Annotated in this window: 16 protein-coding genes; 9 read left to right on the top strand and 7 right to left on the bottom strand. The window is 45.0% G+C overall.

What is annotated here, in order from left to right; all coding sequences use genetic code 11:
- Positions 1 to 261: 261 nt before the first annotated feature.
- Positions 262 to 669, top strand: a complete 408-nt coding sequence (rnk, locus tag COW15_RS01230; RefSeq protein ID WP_293628943.1) for a nucleoside diphosphate kinase regulator — start codon at positions 262 to 264, stop codon at positions 667 to 669.
- Positions 670 to 729: 60 nt separating this feature from the next.
- Positions 730 to 1,230 (top strand): GNAT family N-acetyltransferase, encoded by a 501-nt coding sequence (locus COW15_RS01235; RefSeq protein ID WP_293628945.1) that lies wholly within the window; start codon positions 730 to 732, stop codon positions 1,228 to 1,230.
- 105 nt (positions 1,231 to 1,335) lie between these two features.
- Here COW15_RS01235 and fur read toward each other — a convergent pair whose 3' ends face one another.
- A complete protein-coding gene (fur, locus tag COW15_RS01240; RefSeq protein WP_293628947.1) occupies positions 1,336 to 1,767 on the bottom strand; it encodes a ferric iron uptake transcriptional regulator in 432 nt (143 codons plus the stop codon).
- Positions 1,768 to 2,023: 256 nt separating this feature from the next.
- Between fur and cobB the strand changes: the two genes are divergently transcribed.
- The 4 genes from cobB to corA all read left to right on the top strand — a co-directional run bounded on the left by cobB (position 2,024) and on the right by corA (position 4,825).
- Positions 2,024 to 2,758, top strand: coding sequence for a Sir2 family NAD+-dependent deacetylase (gene cobB / locus COW15_RS01245; protein WP_293628949.1), 735 nt, complete (start codon positions 2,024 to 2,026; stop codon positions 2,756 to 2,758).
- Positions 2,755 to 3,204, top strand: coding sequence for an ATP-binding protein (locus tag COW15_RS01250; RefSeq protein ID WP_293628951.1), 450 nt, complete (start codon positions 2,755 to 2,757; stop codon positions 3,202 to 3,204). The genes cobB and COW15_RS01250 overlap by 4 nt, the downstream gene beginning before the upstream one ends.
- 185 nt (positions 3,205 to 3,389) lie before the next feature.
- Entirely contained in the window at positions 3,390 to 3,752 is a 363-nt protein-coding gene (locus COW15_RS01255) for a hypothetical protein (protein ID WP_293628953.1), read from the top strand.
- A 125-nt stretch (positions 3,753 to 3,877) separates the two neighbouring features.
- Positions 3,878 to 4,825, top strand: coding sequence for a magnesium/cobalt transporter CorA (gene corA, locus COW15_RS01260; protein ID WP_198780201.1), 948 nt, complete (start codon positions 3,878 to 3,880; stop codon positions 4,823 to 4,825).
- Positions 4,826 to 4,895: 70 nt separating this feature from the next.
- Here the strand turns inward: corA and COW15_RS01265 are convergent, their stop codons facing one another.
- On the bottom strand, positions 4,896 to 6,158 hold the full coding sequence (locus COW15_RS01265) for a DUF3391 domain-containing protein (RefSeq protein ID WP_293628959.1): 1,263 nt from the start codon (positions 6,156 to 6,158) through the stop codon (positions 4,896 to 4,898).
- 115 nt (positions 6,159 to 6,273) lie between these two features.
- Between COW15_RS01265 and COW15_RS01270 the strand changes: the two genes are divergently transcribed.
- The gene (locus COW15_RS01270; RefSeq protein ID WP_293628961.1) at positions 6,274 to 6,969 is read left to right on the top strand and encodes a 2OG-Fe(II) oxygenase; all 696 of its coding nucleotides are present in this window, start codon (positions 6,274 to 6,276) and stop codon (positions 6,967 to 6,969) included.
- A gap of 22 nt (positions 6,970 to 6,991) precedes the next feature.
- Here COW15_RS01270 and COW15_RS01275 read toward each other — a convergent pair whose 3' ends face one another.
- The 4 genes from COW15_RS01275 to COW15_RS01290 all read right to left on the bottom strand — a co-directional run bounded on the left by COW15_RS01275 (position 6,992) and on the right by COW15_RS01290 (position 11,010).
- Positions 6,992 to 8,341, bottom strand: a complete 1,350-nt coding sequence (locus COW15_RS01275) for a sensor histidine kinase (protein ID WP_293628963.1) — start codon at positions 8,339 to 8,341, stop codon at positions 6,992 to 6,994.
- A complete protein-coding gene (locus COW15_RS01280; protein ID WP_293628965.1) occupies positions 8,332 to 9,006 on the bottom strand; it encodes a response regulator in 675 nt (224 codons plus the stop codon). The genes COW15_RS01275 and COW15_RS01280 overlap by 10 nt, the downstream gene beginning before the upstream one ends.
- 163 nt (positions 9,007 to 9,169) lie before the next feature.
- Positions 9,170 to 9,529 (bottom strand): hypothetical protein, encoded by a 360-nt coding sequence (locus COW15_RS01285; RefSeq protein ID WP_293628967.1) that lies wholly within the window; start codon positions 9,527 to 9,529, stop codon positions 9,170 to 9,172.
- 158 nt (positions 9,530 to 9,687) lie between these two features.
- Positions 9,688 to 11,010 (bottom strand): dicarboxylate/amino acid:cation symporter, encoded by a 1,323-nt coding sequence (locus tag COW15_RS01290; RefSeq protein ID WP_293628969.1) that lies wholly within the window; start codon positions 11,008 to 11,010, stop codon positions 9,688 to 9,690.
- A 220-nt stretch (positions 11,011 to 11,230) separates the two neighbouring features.
- Here COW15_RS01290 and COW15_RS01295 point away from each other — a divergent pair, with 220 nt between their 5' ends.
- Positions 11,231 to 13,672 (top strand): hypothetical protein, encoded by a 2,442-nt coding sequence (locus COW15_RS01295; RefSeq protein WP_293628971.1) that lies wholly within the window; start codon positions 11,231 to 11,233, stop codon positions 13,670 to 13,672.
- Positions 13,673 to 13,764: 92 nt separating this feature from the next.
- On the opposite strand, the gene astB is transcribed toward COW15_RS01295, so the two are convergent.
- Complete coding sequence (gene astB, locus COW15_RS01300; protein ID WP_293628973.1) at positions 13,765 to 15,099, bottom strand: N-succinylarginine dihydrolase; 1,335 nt, start codon at positions 15,097 to 15,099, stop codon at positions 13,765 to 13,767.
- A 330-nt stretch (positions 15,100 to 15,429) separates the two neighbouring features.
- On the opposite strand from astB, the gene topA reads away from it, so the two are divergent.
- Positions 15,430 to 18,072, top strand: coding sequence for a type I DNA topoisomerase (gene topA / locus COW15_RS01305; protein WP_293628975.1), 2,643 nt, complete (start codon positions 15,430 to 15,432; stop codon positions 18,070 to 18,072).
- The last annotated feature ends 146 nt before the right edge of the window (positions 18,073 to 18,218 follow it).

An 18,218-nucleotide genomic window follows, 5' to 3' on the forward strand; every position in this document is an offset into this window, starting at 1 on the left:
AGATTGAGTATTCTCTACTCGGCACTCGCTTGTGCAATCGGCGAGCATTGTTTGAGTGGAGCCATTAAGTATAAACCAAGGGCTAATGGCTTCAGTGCTGTTTCTGCAAAATATCTTGAATTCAAATTGATGTCATACGATTGCAGCCTAAGGCTGTGAGCGTCATTTTTATCGGGCTTATCCCATTGGGGGAGGGTAAGTTACGAGATTGATGTTTGCCAATTTAACGGTGTAAACATCTATTTTTTATGAGGTAAAACTGTGAAAATACCAAAGATCATTATTTCGGAAATCGATTTAGAAAGACTAGAGCGATTACTAGAGTCACTGCCAGCAAATGCATTCCCAGGGAAAGCGGCATTAGAGGCTGAATTAGACAGGGCCGACATAGTCCCAGCGGCGCAGATGCCTGCCAATGTAGTGACCATGAACTCACAAGTGAAGTTTAGCGTTTCATCCAGTAGTGATACTTTCTGTCTGCGGTTAGTGTATCCCAAGGATGCTAATGGCGAAGGGACTATCTCGATCCTCGCTCCCGTGGGAAGTGCCTTGCTGGGTTTATCCCAAGGTGATGAAATTGAATGGCCTGGGCCCGGTGGTACTTTGGTTAAAGTCCGTATTGAAAATATTGTTTATCAACCGGAGCGCAGCGGCGATTTTCACCGCTAATCGACTCAGTGTATGACCCGTTACCTGTGAAGCATGTAGATAAATCTTAATGGAGCAAAGATGATCACCCAAACCGAACGTTTAATTATTCGCCCATTTACAGAGCAAGATATTGATGCTTTGTTTCTAATGAACAGCATTCCAGCGATGCTGAAATACATTCCCACTGCCGCTTTTACTTCCCGTGAGCAGGCTGAAGCTTTATTTCACAATGTGATCCTACAGGATTACCAGCAGCGGGGGTTTGGTCGTTGGGCCGTCGAGCACAAAGCCGATAATAAGGTGATTGGCTTCTGTGGACCTAAGTTTATCCCAGAGTTTAATGAAGTTGAGCTGGGATACCGATATTTCCCTGAATATTGGGGAATGGGAATTGGCAGCGAAGCGGCACTGGCGGCGCTAAAGGCGTTTCCACAATTCGGGATTGATAAAACGATAGCATTAATCTTAGAGGGAAACGTGGGCTCTGAAGGTGTGGCTAAACGCGTTGGAATGCACTGGCGTGAGCAGAATGAGTTTATGGGGCACAGGGTCAATATTTACGCTAAGGTTTTATCGTAGTAGGTGACAATGTCTTAAATTAAAAAACCAGCCTCGGCTGGTTTTTTGTTATTGAGCGAATAACTGACTAGCTTATTTCGCGCTTGTTGCGCTAACGAACGTTTGTTATTCGTCGTTATGATCGCAGGTATCATTAGTGCAATGGCCATACAAATATAAGCTGTGGTTAGTGAGCTTAATATTGTGCTTCATGGCGATTTCGTCTTGGCGACGTTCGATAACTTCATCAGAAAACTCAATTACTTTGCCGCAAGATAGGCAAACTAAATGATCATGATGGTGCTGGGTCGACAATTCGAATACGGCTTTACCGCTCTCAAAATGGTGGCGAGTGACAATACCGGCATCATCAAATTGGTTTAACACACGGTAAACTGTCGCTAGACCAATTTCCTCACCTAAATCGAGCAGTTTTTTATATAAGTCTTCTGCACTGATATGTTGGTTTTCAGGTCCTTGCATCAGTTCTAGGATCTTGACTCGTGGCAGGGTGATTTTCAAACCCGCTTTTTTTAGCGCTTGATTTCCATCTGTCATTGCTAATCTCTTGATTGCAGAACCAATAGGTTCATCCGTGGATAGTGTTAGCCATTATAGGGGCTCAAATTAAAAACTGAAACCTTTGTTCTAGCTTTCTGCACCTATATGCGGATAAATTGTGTCACTGAGTGCGAAATTGCAATAATTTGCGGCAATTCAAGCATAGTTTTTGTATGGTTATACCAAGAAATAATGTTCACGGCCACAAAAGTCCGTGACAATAGGCATCATAATTAAAACTAAAGGAATCGGTATGTACCAGCATATTGTGGTGTTAACTGGCGCAGGGATCTCCGCCGAGTCGGGATTACGTACCTTTCGCGATCAAGATGGTCTGTGGGAAGAGCATCATATTGAAGATGTCGCCACACCCGAAGGTTATGAGCGGGATGTCGACTTAGTTGAGCGGTTTTATAATAGCCGTTGGGAGCAATTGCACAGCGGCAATGTGATGCCTAATGCCGCCCATTTGGCGTTAGCTAGGCTGGAAGCAGAATTTCCTGGGCAATTATTGATCGTCACTCAAAATATTGACAATTTGCACGAACGGGCGGGTTCTCGGCGGTTATTACATATGCATGGGGAGTTATCCAAGGGACGCTGCCCGCGTTCCCGGCAAACATTTATCCTGCGTGAGCCTTTTGGTCCAGAAAATTGCTGCACTTGCTGTATTCCTGCCCAAAGGTTACGCCCCCATGTTGTGTGGTTCGGGGAAATGCCCCTAGGTATGGATAGAATTCACGAGGCGCTCGATAACTGTGATTTATTTATCGCGATTGGCACTTCTGGCACGGTTTATCCCGCGGCGGGCTTTGTCGATTCGGCTAATCACCACGGTGCGCAAACGGTCGAAGTGAACTTACTCATCCCCGATAGGCACAGCCAATTCCAATATCATTTAACGGGTAGGGCGGGGGAGTTAGTGCCTAAATTGGTCGAAACTATCCTAGCTAGGCAAGTTATTAGTAGTGATTTGGCGGCTGTATGAGTCAAAAACTTGCCATTATCATGCGGGGATTACCTGGGAGTGGTAAATCCCATTGGATTGAGGAGTATATAGCAGCCTTGCCTTTGGAAGTGGGTTTTCGCCTTCGAAGGCAGGGGATTTTTTCCACGGATCATTTTTTTTACCAAGGGGGTGAATATCGATTCGATGCGAAAAAACTGTCCGAATATCATCAACGAAATCTGACCGCATTTATCCAAGCGTTGGCCTTAGAAGAACCCATAATTATTTGCGACAATACCAACCTTTGCCATTGGGAGTATATGGCCTATGAGGCGGCGGCCAAAGCGCTCGGCTATCAAGTGCGTATTGTGCTTGTAGGCGAACCATTAGATCCTGTTCACCAAAAACTGTGCGCGGAGCGCAATCGGCATCAAGTGCCTTTGAGTCAAATACAACGCATGGCAAGGTTGTTTGAGGCTTTTTAATTTCCTTTGTTTGTCATCTTGTGGCGTTATCTTCTGTTTTCAAAGATCAAGTTCTAAGTCAAATGCCTTAAACTTATGTTTAAGGTAAATGCGTTAAGCAAGAGTTGCATAAGCTTGATCTTAATGACAGTTTCCCATTGATTTGTCGATTATAATACGGCGAGTCGGTTCCTCTGGAGTGTATCTTGTTAACGAAACTGCTGCTCACGCTCGCCGTGATCATTATGGTGATTTTGCTGCTCGCTAAGCGTAAACCAAGCGCGATTCGAGAGCCATTGCCAAGTACATCTGTGTCACCGAGCCTATGGCGCCGTTATGGGATTAGTGGGGCATTTTTGCTACTGGGGCTTTGCCTTTTAAGCTACAGTGTGTGGTACTGGCGCGATCAGCATAAAGTGGTGACTGTGACGATAGTGTCGCCATCCGGCGGGAATTTTGGCGTTTATCATGCACGTAAAGGCGATATCTCAGAAACTAAGATGGTCACGGTTGAGGGGGTGCATATTCGTTTTTCTAATGCGGAGCGGTTGGAGATCCTCGAAGATTAAGGCAGATTTATTTTATGAATTTATCTCTCCCGCCTTTTCATTACCAACTTATGCGGTAAACTAGCGACAATTTTTTAGCCTGCACTTAAGTGGACTTTTTGCTTAAGTTTTTTTCAGGAGGACAAATGATTACTGCTTATGTCTACGAAAACCGTCGCCTCACTGTGACCGAAATCAACATTCAAGACAGTATTCCGACGTCGACCATTTGGTTGGATCTTTATAAACCTGATGATGCAGAGCGAGAATGGTTAAGTCACTTTTCCGTTGAAGAAGTGCCAGACGAAGAAGATATCAACGAGATTGAGGCCTCGGCACGTTTCTATCAAAACAGCGATGGCCTACATATCAATTCCTTATTCCCCCAGCGCGTCGGGCAAGATGTGCGTGGCGTTAACGTCTCCTTTAACCTGCGGGCTAATTTTTTACTGACCATACGTGAAGAAGATGTCGGGCTTATCCGTCTGCTGCGCAACTATTTGCGCTTAGGTCGACTCGAAGTGTCGACGCCGCAGGAGTTGTTTCTCGAACTGTTTAACCTGAAAGTGGATTATCTGTCTGACTTAATTGAAGATGTTTATACAGTGCTCGAAAATGTCGGTGAGCAAGTCTTCGATAATGATGAATTGGACGATGTGTTTAAGCTCATTACCCTACAGGAAGACTCGAACGGTAAGATCCGTTTGAGTTTGCTCGATACCCAACGTTCACTGCGTTATATGCAGCGTTATTACCGTGGACAACTTTCCGATGAACACCTTAAAGATCTGCGGGAAATGTTGTCGGATATCGAATCCCTAATGCCCCACAGCCAGTTTATTTTCGATAAGTTGAACTTCCTACTCGATGCGGCTATGGGTTTTAGCGGTCTACAACAGAATAAAATTATTAAAATTTTCTCGGTCGCGGCCGTGGTGTTTCTGCCACCGACACTCATTGCCAGCAGTTATGGGATGAACTTTGGCAGTATGCCGGAGCTTGAGTGGCAGTACGGTTATCCTATGGCGATTTTAATGATGTTAGCCAGTGCGGCGGGGACTTACTTTTTCTTTAAGCGTAAGCATTGGCTGTAATCGGCCAATTTGATTTAATCGCAAAGTATTAGCAAAAAGCCGGAGTCTCTCCGGCTTTTTCATTGGCGATTTATTTACGGCTATCGCCGCCAAAATAATAGCTAACACGTTCTCGGGGATTAAGGTATTCATGTACTTTATCCGGGAGGGCCGCCGGGGGAAGGCAGCGCACAATACTAATGCCCTCGACTTCAAGATCGACAATCGGGGCCTGATCCTTAGGCACCAGCGCATCATATACGAGGATTTTTGGGCTGAGTAGTTTCTGTAAGTTAACCGACATCACCATGGCATATTGTCCGCTCGACAGTTCTACCACACTGCCAGGGGGATAGATGCCGAGCATCTTGATCATCTTACCTATATATTCCTGATTCAACTTGGTTTTGTACTGTTTATACAAATAGCCTAAGGCTGCGTAAGGCATGCGAGCCTTGCCCTGTTGGTTGGGATAACAGAGGGCGTCGTATTCATTTACGACGGCCAAAAGTTGCGATATTTTATCCAGCGCATCTTCTTTTAATCCCTTAGGATAACCACTGCCATCGAGGAACTCATGGTGATTGGTGATTGCGGGTAACGCCGCCTGGGGGAAGTTATCGGCCAGTTTGAGTAGCTCAATGCCCAGCAGTGGATGTTGCTTGATAAAATTCAGCTCTGGTGTTGACCAAGGGGTGGATTTTTTCAGGATTTGTGGGGGAACTTTTAACTTGCCCACATCATGGAACAAGGCACTTAAGCCTATCGCTTCTATCTCACTGCGCTCCCATTCCATTTCTTTGGCAATGAGCATAGAGAGGATGGCGACATTTAACGAGTGGTAATAAATACTCTCATCCTGCTTGGCATCACTCATTAAGTGCAGCACTAGGTTATCTGAGGTCAACAACTGCTCGACCATACTGTGGACTAAGAGCTTAGCATCGTCCACCGCATTCAAGGGGCGATTGCGCAGCTTTGAGATAAGGCTGCGCATCATGGCCACAGAGCGGGTAAAGTTCTGCTCGGTTTTGTGGATATCGCGGCGCAACTTTTTTTGCACTTCAATTTGTTCGGCCTTGTATAGATCCATGTCGTTTTTAAGCACATTGATTTCAGGGCTTGGCGGCAGTTTGATGGGATTAATGGCTTCGGCATTCAGCGGAGCCACTTCACTGCGCTCAAGATCGACAATGACATGCTCAATACCTAAGCTTTTGATTAACTCGATTTGTGCAGCTTGTTTGATGTGAAAACTACTAAATAAAAAGGGATGATCCTTCCAGGCCACGGGCAAACGGACAAAGTTGCCGACCTGCAATTGGTGAACTGAGACTTTACAGCTTTTTTTCATATTGTTGTTATCGTGAAGGCAATCGCGTTATTTTAAATCAATGATGCAGCTTTACAATTACTTAACTAACATGTCAGCATAGTAAGAGTAGCAATAGCCACACCATTGAGTATGTATGGACTTTATTGAAGTATACCCTAATGCGTTGCCAGATGACCTGTGTAACCGTCTCATTTTAGCATTTGATCAACATGCCGGTGTTGTCGATGGACAAACAGGAAATGGTGTCGATCCTGAGAAAAAAATCAGCCGTGATTTAACCTTAGATAATTTTGCCGATCTACAACCCCTAAAAAATGAGCTGTTAGGCTATACCCTAAAAGGGACGGTAGATTATTTTACTCAATATGCGATGGCGCTAATGGGCGCGGTAGCGGTATCTGTCAGTGATGAACAAGGGCAAGCCGTCACGTTAACGCCCAGTAATTTTGAACGTCTTGGTCAGCCCAGAGCCGAAGCCTTAGTAAAGTATTTATACCGCAGTGGCAGTATCAATATTCAAAAATATCAGCGTAATAAAGGCGGTTATCCCCATTGGCATTCGGAGCAATTTCCGCAAAACGGCCATAACGAAGCGCTGCACCGTGTGGTGCTTTATATGTTTTATTTGAACGATGTGGAAGAGGGCGGCGAAACTGAGTTTTATTATCAGCAGCGCAAAATCTCACCGAAGAAAGGCACTATGGTGATAGCCCCAGCCAGTTTTACCCATTCCCACCGTGGCAATATGCCCAAAAGTAATGATAAATACATAGCGACCTCTTGGGTGATGTTTAACCGCGCGGAGCAGTTATACGCGGCCATGGCGTGAAAATAAGGGCTATCCCTGTCGGCTAGACAGGGATACGTATCCTAAAACGTGCCCCTTCTAAGTGGCTTTCTTCAATGCTAAGACTGCCACCGTAACTGTTGACGATTTCATCGCATACCGCTAAACCAATGCCTTGACCTGGGGATTGAGTGTCGGCGCGAACCCCTCGCTGAATGATCTTTTGGCGTAGGCTTTCTTCAACGCCCGGTCCATCATCCTCAACGATTAACTCAAATTCCCCCCGTTCATTAAATCGAGCACTCACTTGTACCCGGCTGATGCAGAGGCGAAAGGCATTTTCCATTAAGTTGCCGCACAGTTCCATTAGATCGCCTTTATTGCCTGGAAACAACAAGCTAGTGGGTATTTTGGCGCTAAATTGCACTTTTTTATCCCGGTAAATTTTAAATAACATTTGAGCTAGTTGATCTACTAGGGGGGCAATGGCGGTGTGTTCCTGCTTTAACCCCTGGCGACCTAACATGGCGCGTTTGAGTTGATATTTAACTAATTGATCCATTTGGCTTATCTGCTCCATAATTTTCTCATTGGCAGATTGCTTATTCAAACTGGTATCGTCGGTGATCGCATGGACTGCCGCAAGACGTGTCTTAAGGCTATGGGCGAGGTCATTCATGGCATTTTGATAGCGTTGTTGCTGGGCACTCGATTGTTGCAACATTTGGTTGAGTGCTTGGGTTACACCTTCGAGTTCCACGGGATAGCCTTCGGAGAGCGACCTACTCTTGCCCTGATTAATTGATTGCAGCTCATTTTGCATCCGAACCAGTGGACGCATTCCCCAATAAGCCGCACTGACCAGCAGTATCAACGCGAGCGCAAGCACCATGGCTAAGCGAATATAGGTGCGCTTACTGAATTTACTGTATTCCTGTTCGAGTTTGGCGGCATCCTTCATCACTAGCAGGTTGTAATGCACCCCCGCGATTTCCACCGCGAGTAAGTACACAAAGTAGCCCCTGTCATCGGACAAGGTTAAGTAATAGGGCGGAGAATCGTTGCGAATTTCGTTAAAACGCTCACAGGTGTCAAATAAGCCACGGTCAACGGCAAGGGAGGATGTCCAGACTTGCTTAAATTTTTCATCACAGCTGGCAATCACGTAGCGTTCTTGTTTGTTATTCTCCTCTAGCCATGCGCTCGTATCGGGGATCAGATCGTGTTCCCGTAATTCAGCGGCAACTTGAGGTATTTCTGCGATCAACTGGGCGGTTTCTTCATTGTAACTATTTTGCGCATGCAGAATGTTGACCATCCACGCAAGACCGAAACCCACTAAGGTGATAATCGATAGTGAGGTGAGAAACATCCGCGTGAGCAGACGTTTCTTAAATTTTAATTTTAGTTGCATGGCAGATTGAATTTATATCCTTGGCCACGAATGGTGACTATGGGATTATCTATCCCATCACGGGTGAGTTTTTTGCGAAGACGACTGACCATGACTTCGATGGTGTTAGGATCGCCTTCTTTATCGCCATAAATGACATCGAGTAGTCGTTGTTTAGCGACGACTTCGTGGCAATGGCGCATTAAGTATTCGAGAATTAAGTATTCGAAGGCGGTGACTTCCATGACTTCTTCACCTAGGCTCACTTGTTTTGCGGCGAGATCGAGCTTGAGTTCACCGCTGGTAATTACAGGTTTAACAAATCCTGCACTACGGCGTACTAAAGCATCGAGTCTGGCGACGAGTTCTTCTTTTTGAAAAGGTTTCACTAAGTAGTCGTCGGCACCCGCATTCAGGCCTTCCACTTTATCTTGCCAATTTACCCGGGCAGTTAAGATGAGTATGGGCGCTTTAAGTCCCGCTTCTCGAAGCTGTTGGATCAGACTAATGCCGTCTTGATCGGGTAGGCCTAGATCCACAATGGCGACATCGATAGGATAATTTGTCGCTTGATAAAATCCTTCCTTGGCGGTAAGGGCGACTTGCACTTGATTGCCTAAATCGCTTAATTGTACTTTCAGATGGTGGGATAAAATAAGATCATCTTCAACAACCAAAATTCTCATAGTGCTCATGCCTCTAAGTCGATTAGGCCCAGTTTACGCAAATTATCCGACAGGACCAAATATTGTCTTATCATATTCTAGATGAACTTAACCTTTGCTGACCAAGCAAATCCAGTGATTAAAATAAAAACTAATATCTTGTCTTAAAAGGCATTTGACGACTTTATCGTATAGGCGATGAACGCCAGCGGGAGTTTTGCACTCTCAAGCGTAATATTCCATTCCCACACAATATGGAACCTAAGGTAAAGAGTATGACGCTACCCATAATGGCAGCCAATCTTATCCAAGGCATTTCATGGGCAATACGCATTTGAATGGTTTCTATGATGGTCACACCCCAAACGGCAAATAGACAGATAAAGAGTACAACTTGTAATAACCGGATAACGAGGTTGTGTTTGATCAAGATGCTGAGGGGCGCTAATGCGAAGATGCCAGTCAAATACACTTGGTCATAACGCAAAAAGTGGGCGCTCAATAACCAATACGCTGCGATTATCCAGATTGTTCTCCACCACATAGTCTCTCCTCATCTTTGGATCAGTATAGTGTGCTAATGTAGCGAAAAATAAAGTCACATTCTATTGGCATGTTCACAGATTTTAACATCACTATTAAGTTCGTCACCAAGATAAACGCCCAGCCAATGCTGGGCGTTTATAGGATTAACTCATTGTATTAGCGGTTATTATCTATTTGATGTACTTGCTCATCAAAGTTTCTGGCTACTTTCCCTGCTTGGGTATTGTTGAAAACGGCTTCGTTAAATTCACCTTCAGATTTAGCGATCACAACGGTCGCCACACAATCCCCTGTGACGTTTACGGCGGTGCGTACCATATCGAGCAAACGGTCAACACCAATGATTAGTGCAATGCCCTCAACGGGTAAACCCACTTGGTTTAGCACCATAGCGAGCATAATCAAGCCAACACCAGGGACGCCAGCCGTACCAATGGATGCCAGCGTTGCTGTAACCACTACGGCGGCATAGTCGGTCATGGAGAGTTCGATACCAAAGACTTGTGCGATAAATACCGTGGCAACCCCTTGCATAATGGCCGTGCCATCCATGTTGATGGTTGCGCCTAAGGGAAGGGTGAAGGAAGCTATTTTATTATCGACACCCAATCTATGCTCCGAAGCCTCAATCGTGATCGGCAGGGTGGCATTTGAACTGGCAGTAGAAAAGGCAAATAACTGCACATCACGCATTTTGCGGATAAAAATCAGTGGGTTTAAGCCTGAAAGCAGTTTAAGTAAGGTGGGATAAACAATAAATGCGTGGATCAGCAATACAACCAGCACGACAAAGAAGTATTTAACCACACTGCCGAAGGTTTCTAAGCCTAAGGTTAATGCCAGTTTTCCCATCAAAGCAAACACACCGTAGGGTGCTAGCTGCATGATAAGGGTCACCACGCGCATAATGACTTCATTTAAATCTTCAAACAACACTGCAATACGCTTTCCACGCTCACCAATATGGGCGATGGCAAAACCAAAAATCACTGCAAAGATAATGATTTGCAGCATGTTGCCTTCGCTCATGGCCTGCATTGGATTGGTTGGCACTATATTAATTAATACCTCTGCGAGGCCGGGGGCATCCTTAGCCACGTACTGCATTTTCTCTGTGGCCAGAGAGGCGCTGCCTGGGTGTACTATGACCGCTGCAATTATTGCAAGTACTAACGCAATCGCCGTGGTAAATAAATAAAAAGCCAATGTTTTGCCACCTAGGCGGCCTAATTTTGATGGTTCACTGAGGGAGCATGTCCCGCATACCAGCGAAATAAAGACCAAAGGTACGACTAGCATTTTCAAACTTGAGATAAAGATGGTGCCAATAACATGTAAAAAACCATTGGTAATATAGTCTTTAACAAAAGTGCTTTCGGGGAAAAAATTGCGGAGCAAAAGTCCAAATATAATGCCCGCTACCATACCGAGCAGGATTTTACTTGTGAGGCCGAGTTTATTATTTAACGAGCTTGCCATGGGGATTCCTGTGTGTTTTTTATACATTCTAATTTTGGCGCCAACAAGCCTAGCAAGAAATCGCGCAAGTTGAAATGAGAACTGATGGTAAATTAAGAGCAAAATATGCGAAATAAAATAAGAGAGTTATGGAAAAGTTACGTGAAAATTGTGTAATGTTAGCCTATAAGTTATAAGCGTCAATCTTAGTATTATCACCAGAGTAACAGGGAGCCTGACAATGAAGTCAGCGTATAAGGTTTTTCTTGCAGGATTATGTTCACTTTTCTTAGTCGCGTGTGGTGGTGGAGGCAGTATCACCGATGATGGCTCAGGAACGACACCCCCACCCAGTGTAGTGACTGTCACTCTTAGTATTTCTAATACGGATATCTCTGCATTAGCGCCTGCAACAGTGTCAGCTAAAGTTGTAGATTCAAAGTTGGGTGCTTTAGTGGGTGAGTTAGTTACATTCAGTTTGAGTAACGCGAGTATTGGTTCATTTGATCCAAGTGCTGCCACTGCGCTGACAAATAGTGATGGTATTGCAACTATCATTTTAAATACCGCAACTATCGCTGGGGCAGGGACAGTCACTGGTACAGTTGATACGGGTGAGTCGGGTAAAATTGGTTTTGTTATGAAAGGGGATGGCGGGGAGGCTGGTGGTGGAGCCCAAGTTAATTTAGCATTGACTGACGTAAATGGTACGCCAATTCAAACAATTACTTCTTTAAGTCCCGGAAGATTAACCGCCACAGTTACAGGCATCAATAAACCAACCATAGTGACCTTCGATAATGATATTGGTGATCTTCCTATAAAAACCGCGGTTACTAACAGTCAGGGTAAAGCAAGCGTTGATATCTATGCAGGTAACACTTTAGGTGCAGGTACGATAGTCGCTTCTCTGGCAAGTGGAGAAAAAGGCAGTACTGTCGTTGTTGTTGGTGCAACGAATGTGGTTATGGGCAGTGGCGATCCGTTTGTTGCAGGTAAAGCAAACGTGAGTGTAAACGAGTTGACTGCGGGCGGTACTGCAACAATTTCTGTCATGATCCAAGATGACCAAGGTAAGCCTTTTACCCAGCCTGTCGATGTGAAGTTTTCTTCGGCTTGTTCAACAAAATCATCCCCTGAAGCCGTTATTAGTTCTCCTGTTCCTTCAGTCAATGGGGTAGCAACAACGACTTACCTTGCTAAAGGCTGTGTTGGTGATGACCCTATAAATGTAACGGCTAATGCTGGCGGATTAAATTTATCTGCGACTGGTACTATTAAGGTTCTTCCTGCGAATGTTGGAAGCATAGTATTCCTTTCTGCAACACCTCAAAATATTGCTATTTTAGGCACAGGTGGTGCTGAGTCATCGGAAGTGAAATTTAAGGTATTAGATACTAATAGTAATCCTGTTAGTAACCAATTAGTCAATTTTAGCCTCAATACCACCACTGGTGGAATCGAATTGGACCCACTAAGTGCAACGACAAACAGTCAAGGCATTGTTCAGACAGTGGTTAAAACAGGTACGGTTGCAACTTCTGTTCGAGTAACTGGCACTATTGCTGGTTCGTCACCAGTGATTTCTAGTCAGTCTAGTCAGTTAATTGTGTCAACTGGGATCCCTGACCAAGATAGCTTTTCACTTTCTGCTTCAATACTCAATGCTGAAGGATGGGATGTTGACGGTACAAAAGTCACTGTGACTGCACGTTTGGCTGATGCCTTCAACAACCCTGTACCCGATGGTACAACCGTTTCCTTTACTACAGAAGGGGGGGCTATTGAAGATGCCTGCCAAACCGTTAAAGGAACATGTAGTGTGATTTGGACAAGCCAACTAGCTAGGCCTGAGGGAGAGTTACTTATTGATGAGACTGGTGCATTAATTCGAAATCCTATTGCAGCTCTTGCCCCCAATTTGGGCAACTTTTATGGGCAAAAATACGGTGGCCGAGCCACCATTACTGCTACAGCGATTGGTGAGGAATCATTTCCAGATCTGAATGGTAATGGACGCTTCGATTCTACAGAGGTTACGGCATTTTTAAATCAGAAAGATGTGAGCGGTAAACCATTTGACTTAAACGATGCCTTTAACGATTACAACGAAGATGGTGTTTTCAATCCGCAGCAATCAGGTGGACAAATTGGTGGTGAATTAGAAGAACTTATTGATTTTAATTCTAATGGTATTTTTGATGTAAAAGATAATAAGTATAACGGAGTGCTTTGTGCGGAACCTGCACATTCCGCCTGTGCTGATGGTACAGTCAACTCTAAGTCTCTTTATGTTAGAGGCAGCTTGGTGATTGTGATGTCAGGTAGTACAGCTTATGCAACACCTATTGGAGATGTGCTTATTGATGATAGTTATAGTATTAATAAAGACCAACGCATTGATATTATAGGGAAAGGTGCCGCTACTGTTTATTTCACTATTTCAGATCTACATAACCAACAAATGCCTGCTGGCAGCGTTGTACGTTTTACTGCGAGTGCGGGATCAGTTGCTAGTGGAACTCAGTATACTTGGCCTAGTAGCAGTTATAATGCTGGACGTGAATTTAGTGTTACCTTAAAAGGTGAAGAACAGCCAAATACAGGTACTTTTATCGTTGAGGTTGAGACTCCTGGGGGATTAGTGACTCAAGTTCTTTCAATTCCAATTATAATTAATTAGTCGATCAAGTTGGTTGGTGAAAAAGAGCACTAAATGTGCTCTTTTTATTTTTAATTCAAAAATGAAATAGATCCTGATAACAAGGCGGTAGTTTAACGCTGGAACTGATAAACACTGCCTAATTTCATGATTTGCGTTAGCTCATCTAAGGCGGTGCGAGATTCAATAAGCAACTGAGGATCCGCTAAGTCTTGGGTTGATAATCGGTCGCGGTAATGTTTTTCAACCCAAGTATTTAAGCGACTAAATAAGGCATCATCCATTAAAGTGTGTTGATTCACTGCCGAAACTTCCCTTTCATTCATGGCGACCCGTAAACGTAAACAGGCTGGGCCGCCACCGTTTTGCATGCTTTGTTTTACATCGAAATAGCGCACTTGTTTAATGGGCGTGTTTAGCGTCAACAATTCGTTTAAATAGGCAAATACCGCTGGGTTTTCTTGACAATCTGTGGGGGCAATAATCGCCATTTCCCCCGAGGGTAGGGTGATAATTTGAGTATTAAATAAATAACTCTTTACGGCGTCGTTAATCGCCACTTTAGCGGTTGGAACCTCGATGAAATACAGTTCTGTGTCGAGCTTACGTTTAATTTCAGCGATTTTATGCTGGGTATTTAAGAATGCTTGTTCGTGGTAGAACAGGACATTTTGGTTACCGACGGCGATAACATCATTGTGAAATACGCCTTGATCAATCACATCGGGATTTTGTTGGATAAAAACACAATTATCCTCGTCCAGCTGATGTAGACGCGCTATTGCCATTGACGCTTCTAAGGTTTGTCTTGCGGGATATTTTTGTGGTTTAGGCGCATTGGGATTGGTGGCTTCCTGACCATAAGCGAACAGTTCTACACCGGCATGGCCGTATTCGTTACAGAGTCGGGTGTGGTTGGCTGCACCTTCGTCACCGAAGCTATTATGTTCAGGTAAATGATTGTGATGATGAAAATAGTGGGGATCACTGAAAGTTGCTGTTAAGATGCGCCCCGTTGTGATGGGCTCGAGACTGCGGTGTAACTTATCGACAAGATTGGCTGGAGTGAAATGCAGTTTACCGTCACGGGTATCCGCACTCGGCGATACGGTCGCGGCATTGGCCGTCCACATGCTGGATGCACTGCAGCAGGCATTAAGCCGTGCTGGCGCCTCTTTGGCGGCTTGTTGTAACACTTGAGCATCGTTGCCTGAAAAACCAATTCGGCGCAGTGTATAGATATCTGGGCGTTCTTGAGGCGCTAACATGCCTTGAACTATCCCTAAATCGGCCAGAGCTTTAGCTTTTTGCAGACCTTGTTTTGCAGCAGCCTTAGGGTTAGATACGAGCGCGGCGTTGCTGAGTGAGGCCACATTGCCAAAAGACAATCCCGCATAATTGTGGGTTGGGCCAACGAGTCCGTCAAAATTCGCTTCAAAGTGCTTCATTGCTTATCCTTGTGATAGGGAAGGTTATTATTTGTGCATATGCTCCCTGAGGGGACCCAGTATACTGAAGCTATTCGTGTGCACAAGCGGACGGTTTTGTGCTCAAAGCGACTTTTTCGCAATAAATGCATAACTATTTCTTGCTTGCTGGCAAATAATGAAATATTAGTTTTTAATTACGCAATATTATTTTTTACATTTTTTCAACTTTGGTTAAAAAGTGACTCGCTGGTACATATAAAAGAGGGATTAGCTTGAAACAATCAGTGCAACCCTCTATATATGGAGCCAATTTCCACCTTCTTGAGATTTTTTGGCGCAAATCAAACTATGGGTAAATCGCTAGTTATTGTCGAATCGCCGGCCAAAGCTAAGACTATTAATAAATATCTTGGCAAAGAGTTCATCGTTAAATCGAGTGTGGGTCATATCCGTGATCTACCTACATCTTCTACCTCCGAAGGCAACGAAAAGGTTAAATCCGCTGCCGAAGTGAAGAAGATGACGCCTGAAGAAAAGGCGCGATATAAAAAGGTGAAAGATCAGCAAGCGCTGGTGTCTCGTATGGGCGTTAACCCTGAAAAGGGCTGGGCGGCTAAATATCAGATCCTGCCGGGTAAAGAAAAGGTCGTAAAAGAGCTTCAGGCGTTAGCCGATTCCGCCGACCAAATTTATCTCGCAACCGACTTAGACCGTGAGGGAGAAGCCATCGCCTGGCATTTGCAAGAGGTGATTGGTGGTGATCCTTCACGGTATCAACGTGTGGTGTTTAATGAGATCACTAAGTCTGCGATTCAAGACGCCTTTAGCAAACCGTCGACACTCGACACTAATATGGTTAACGCCCAGCAGGCGCGTCGCTTCTTAGACAGAGTCGTCGGGTTTATGGTATCGCCACTGCTGTGGAAAAAGGTGGCCCGTGGTTTATCCGCTGGCCGAGTGCAATCGGTTGCCGTGCGTTTAGTGGTTGAACGTGAAAGCGAAATCAAAGCCTTTGTGCCAGAAGAGTTTTGGGATGTGCATGCCTTACTGAATACACCAGCGAGCGATGCGCTGCGGATGGAAGTGGTTAAGCACCTCGATTCTGCTTTTGAGCCGACTAATGAACAGCAAGCCTTAGCGGCTGTGCAAGCCCTATCTTCCGCGAGTTTTAAAGTGATTGCCCGCGAAGATAAAGCCACTCAAAGTAAGCCTTCAGCCCCTTTTATCACCTCGACGTTGCAGCAGGCTGCAAGTACACGTTTAGGTTTTGGGGTGAAGAAAACCATGATGATGGCCCAGCGTTTATATGAAGCGGGTCATATCACTTATATGCGTACTGACTCGACTAACTTAAGCCAAGAAGCCTTAGACAGTGTGCGTGAGATGATCGGCAAGGAATACGGTGCTAAGTATTTACCTTCTGAACCTATCCGTTACGGTTCTAAGGAAGGCGCTCAGGAAGCGCACGAAGCGATTAGACCCTCTAACGTAAAAGTCGAAGCTGCGGCATTAACCGATATGGAACGTGACGCCCAGCGGCTCTACGAGCTGATTTGGCGTCAGTTTGTCTCTTGCCAGATGACACCCGCCCAATATGATGCCACCCGGTTAACCGTGAAAGCGGGTGATTATGAGTTAAAGGCCTCGGGCAGAACCCTGCGCTTTGACGGTTGGACACGGGTGCAAACCGCGCTTAAGAAGAAAAATGAAGAGGACAATACTCTGCCGTTTGTGAACGAAGGAGATGTGCTTTCATTAACTGAATTACAACCTAAACAACACTTTACAAAGCCTCCGGCCCGTTACAGTGAAGCGTCATTGGTTAAAGAGTTAGAAAAGCGTGGCATTGGCCGTCCGTCTACCTATGCGACCATTATTTCGACGATTCAAGACCGTGGTTATGTCAAAGTGGAAAACCGTCGTTTCTACGCTGAAAAAATGGGCGAAATCGTTAGCGAGCGTTTAGTCAGCAGTTTTGCCGATTTAATGAATTATGATTTTACCGCCAGCATGGAACAAACCTTAGATGATGTCGCTCGTGGTGAGCTGGATTGGAAAAAAGTGCTCGATGGATTCTACGCTGACTTTACTAAGCAATTAGAAAAAGCTGAGCTTGATCCCGAAGAAGGTGGCATGCGTCTAAACCAAATGGTGATGACCAATATCACGTGCCCAACCTGTGGCCGCCCCATGGGGATCCGCACCGGGACGACGGGAGTATTCCTCGGCTGCTCTGGCTATGAGTTACCGCCAAAAGAGCGTTGTAAAACCACGATGAACTTAACGCCTGGCGTTGAAGCCATCAGTGAAAACAGTGAAGATGCGGAAACCGATGCACTGCGGGCCAAACATCGCTGTGGTATCTGTGGTACCGCCATGGATAGCTATCTGATTGATGAGAAGCGTAAGCTACACGTTTGTGGTAATAACCCCCTGTGTGAAGGTTACGAGGTCGAAGAAGGTCAATTCAAGATCAAAGGCTATGAAGGTCCACTGATTGAGTGTGATCGCTGTGGTCACGATATGGAGTTGAAAAACGGCCGCTTCGGCAAGTACTTTGGTTGTACTAACGAAGAATGTAAAAATACGCGTAAGTTGCTGAAAAATGGTGAGGCAGCGCCACCAAAAGAAGATCCCATCTATTTGCCTGAGCTTAAGTGCAGCAAATCAGATGCGCATTTTGTACTGCGTGATGGCGCCGCGGGTATCTTCCTCGCCGCGAGTACTTTCCCTAAATCTCGGGAAACCAGGGCACCTTTGGTGGAAGAGTTAGTCAAGTACCGTGAATTACTCTGGCCTAAGTACCAATATTTAGCCGATGCGCCAGCGACAGACGATGAAGGCAATCAGGCTGCGGTCAAGTTTAGTCGCAAGACCAAAGAACAATATGTTGCTACTGAGGTTGATGGAAAGGCGACAGGCTGGTCTGCGCATTACCTCAATGATAAGTGGGTCACTGAGTCGACCGCTAAAAAGGCGAAGAAGGCGTAGTGATAGTAGTCGTGATAAAAACAGTGATAGAACAAAGTACAATATGGAGTAACTGTTTTTCACTGTGATTGACATGCACTAATAAAAAAGCCAAGTCATTCATTGACTTGGCTTTTTTATTATCTGGTTTTTTATGTGTGTCCAAT

The organism is Shewanella sp. CG12_big_fil_rev_8_21_14_0_65_47_15 (assembly GCF_002783505.1).
In the GTDB taxonomy this organism is placed as follows: domain Bacteria; phylum Pseudomonadota; class Gammaproteobacteria; order Enterobacterales; family Shewanellaceae; genus Shewanella.

Coding starts and splice junctions, on each gene's coding strand:
- cobB (WP_293628949.1), top strand. CDS start 2,024: ATGTACCAGCATATTGTGGTGTTAACTGGCGCAGGGATCTCCGCCGAG.
- COW15_RS01235 (WP_293628945.1), top strand. CDS start 730: ATGATCACCCAAACCGAACGTTTAATTATTCGCCCATTTACAGAGCAA.
- COW15_RS01250 (WP_293628951.1), top strand. CDS start 2,755: ATGAGTCAAAAACTTGCCATTATCATGCGGGGATTACCTGGGAGTGGT.
- COW15_RS01280 (WP_293628965.1), bottom strand. CDS start 9,006: ATGAGAATTTTGGTTGTTGAAGATGATCTTATTTTATCCCACCATCTG.
- astB (WP_293628973.1), bottom strand. CDS start 15,099: ATGAAGCACTTTGAAGCGAATTTTGACGGACTCGTTGGCCCAACCCAC.
- COW15_RS01290 (WP_293628969.1), bottom strand. CDS start 11,010: ATGGCAAGCTCGTTAAATAATAAACTCGGCCTCACAAGTAAAATCCTG.
- COW15_RS01270 (WP_293628961.1), top strand. CDS start 6,274: ATGGACTTTATTGAAGTATACCCTAATGCGTTGCCAGATGACCTGTGT.
- COW15_RS01295 (WP_293628971.1), top strand. CDS start 11,231: ATGAAGTCAGCGTATAAGGTTTTTCTTGCAGGATTATGTTCACTTTTC.
- COW15_RS01285 (WP_293628967.1), bottom strand. CDS start 9,529: ATGTGGTGGAGAACAATCTGGATAATCGCAGCGTATTGGTTATTGAGC.
- topA (WP_293628975.1), top strand. CDS start 15,430: ATGGGTAAATCGCTAGTTATTGTCGAATCGCCGGCCAAAGCTAAGACT.
- COW15_RS01275 (WP_293628963.1), bottom strand. CDS start 8,341: ATGCAACTAAAATTAAAATTTAAGAAACGTCTGCTCACGCGGATGTTT.
- corA (WP_198780201.1), top strand. CDS start 3,878: ATGATTACTGCTTATGTCTACGAAAACCGTCGCCTCACTGTGACCGAA.
- COW15_RS01265 (WP_293628959.1), bottom strand. CDS start 6,158: ATGAAAAAAAGCTGTAAAGTCTCAGTTCACCAATTGCAGGTCGGCAAC.
- fur (WP_293628947.1), bottom strand. CDS start 1,767: ATGACAGATGGAAATCAAGCGCTAAAAAAAGCGGGTTTGAAAATCACC.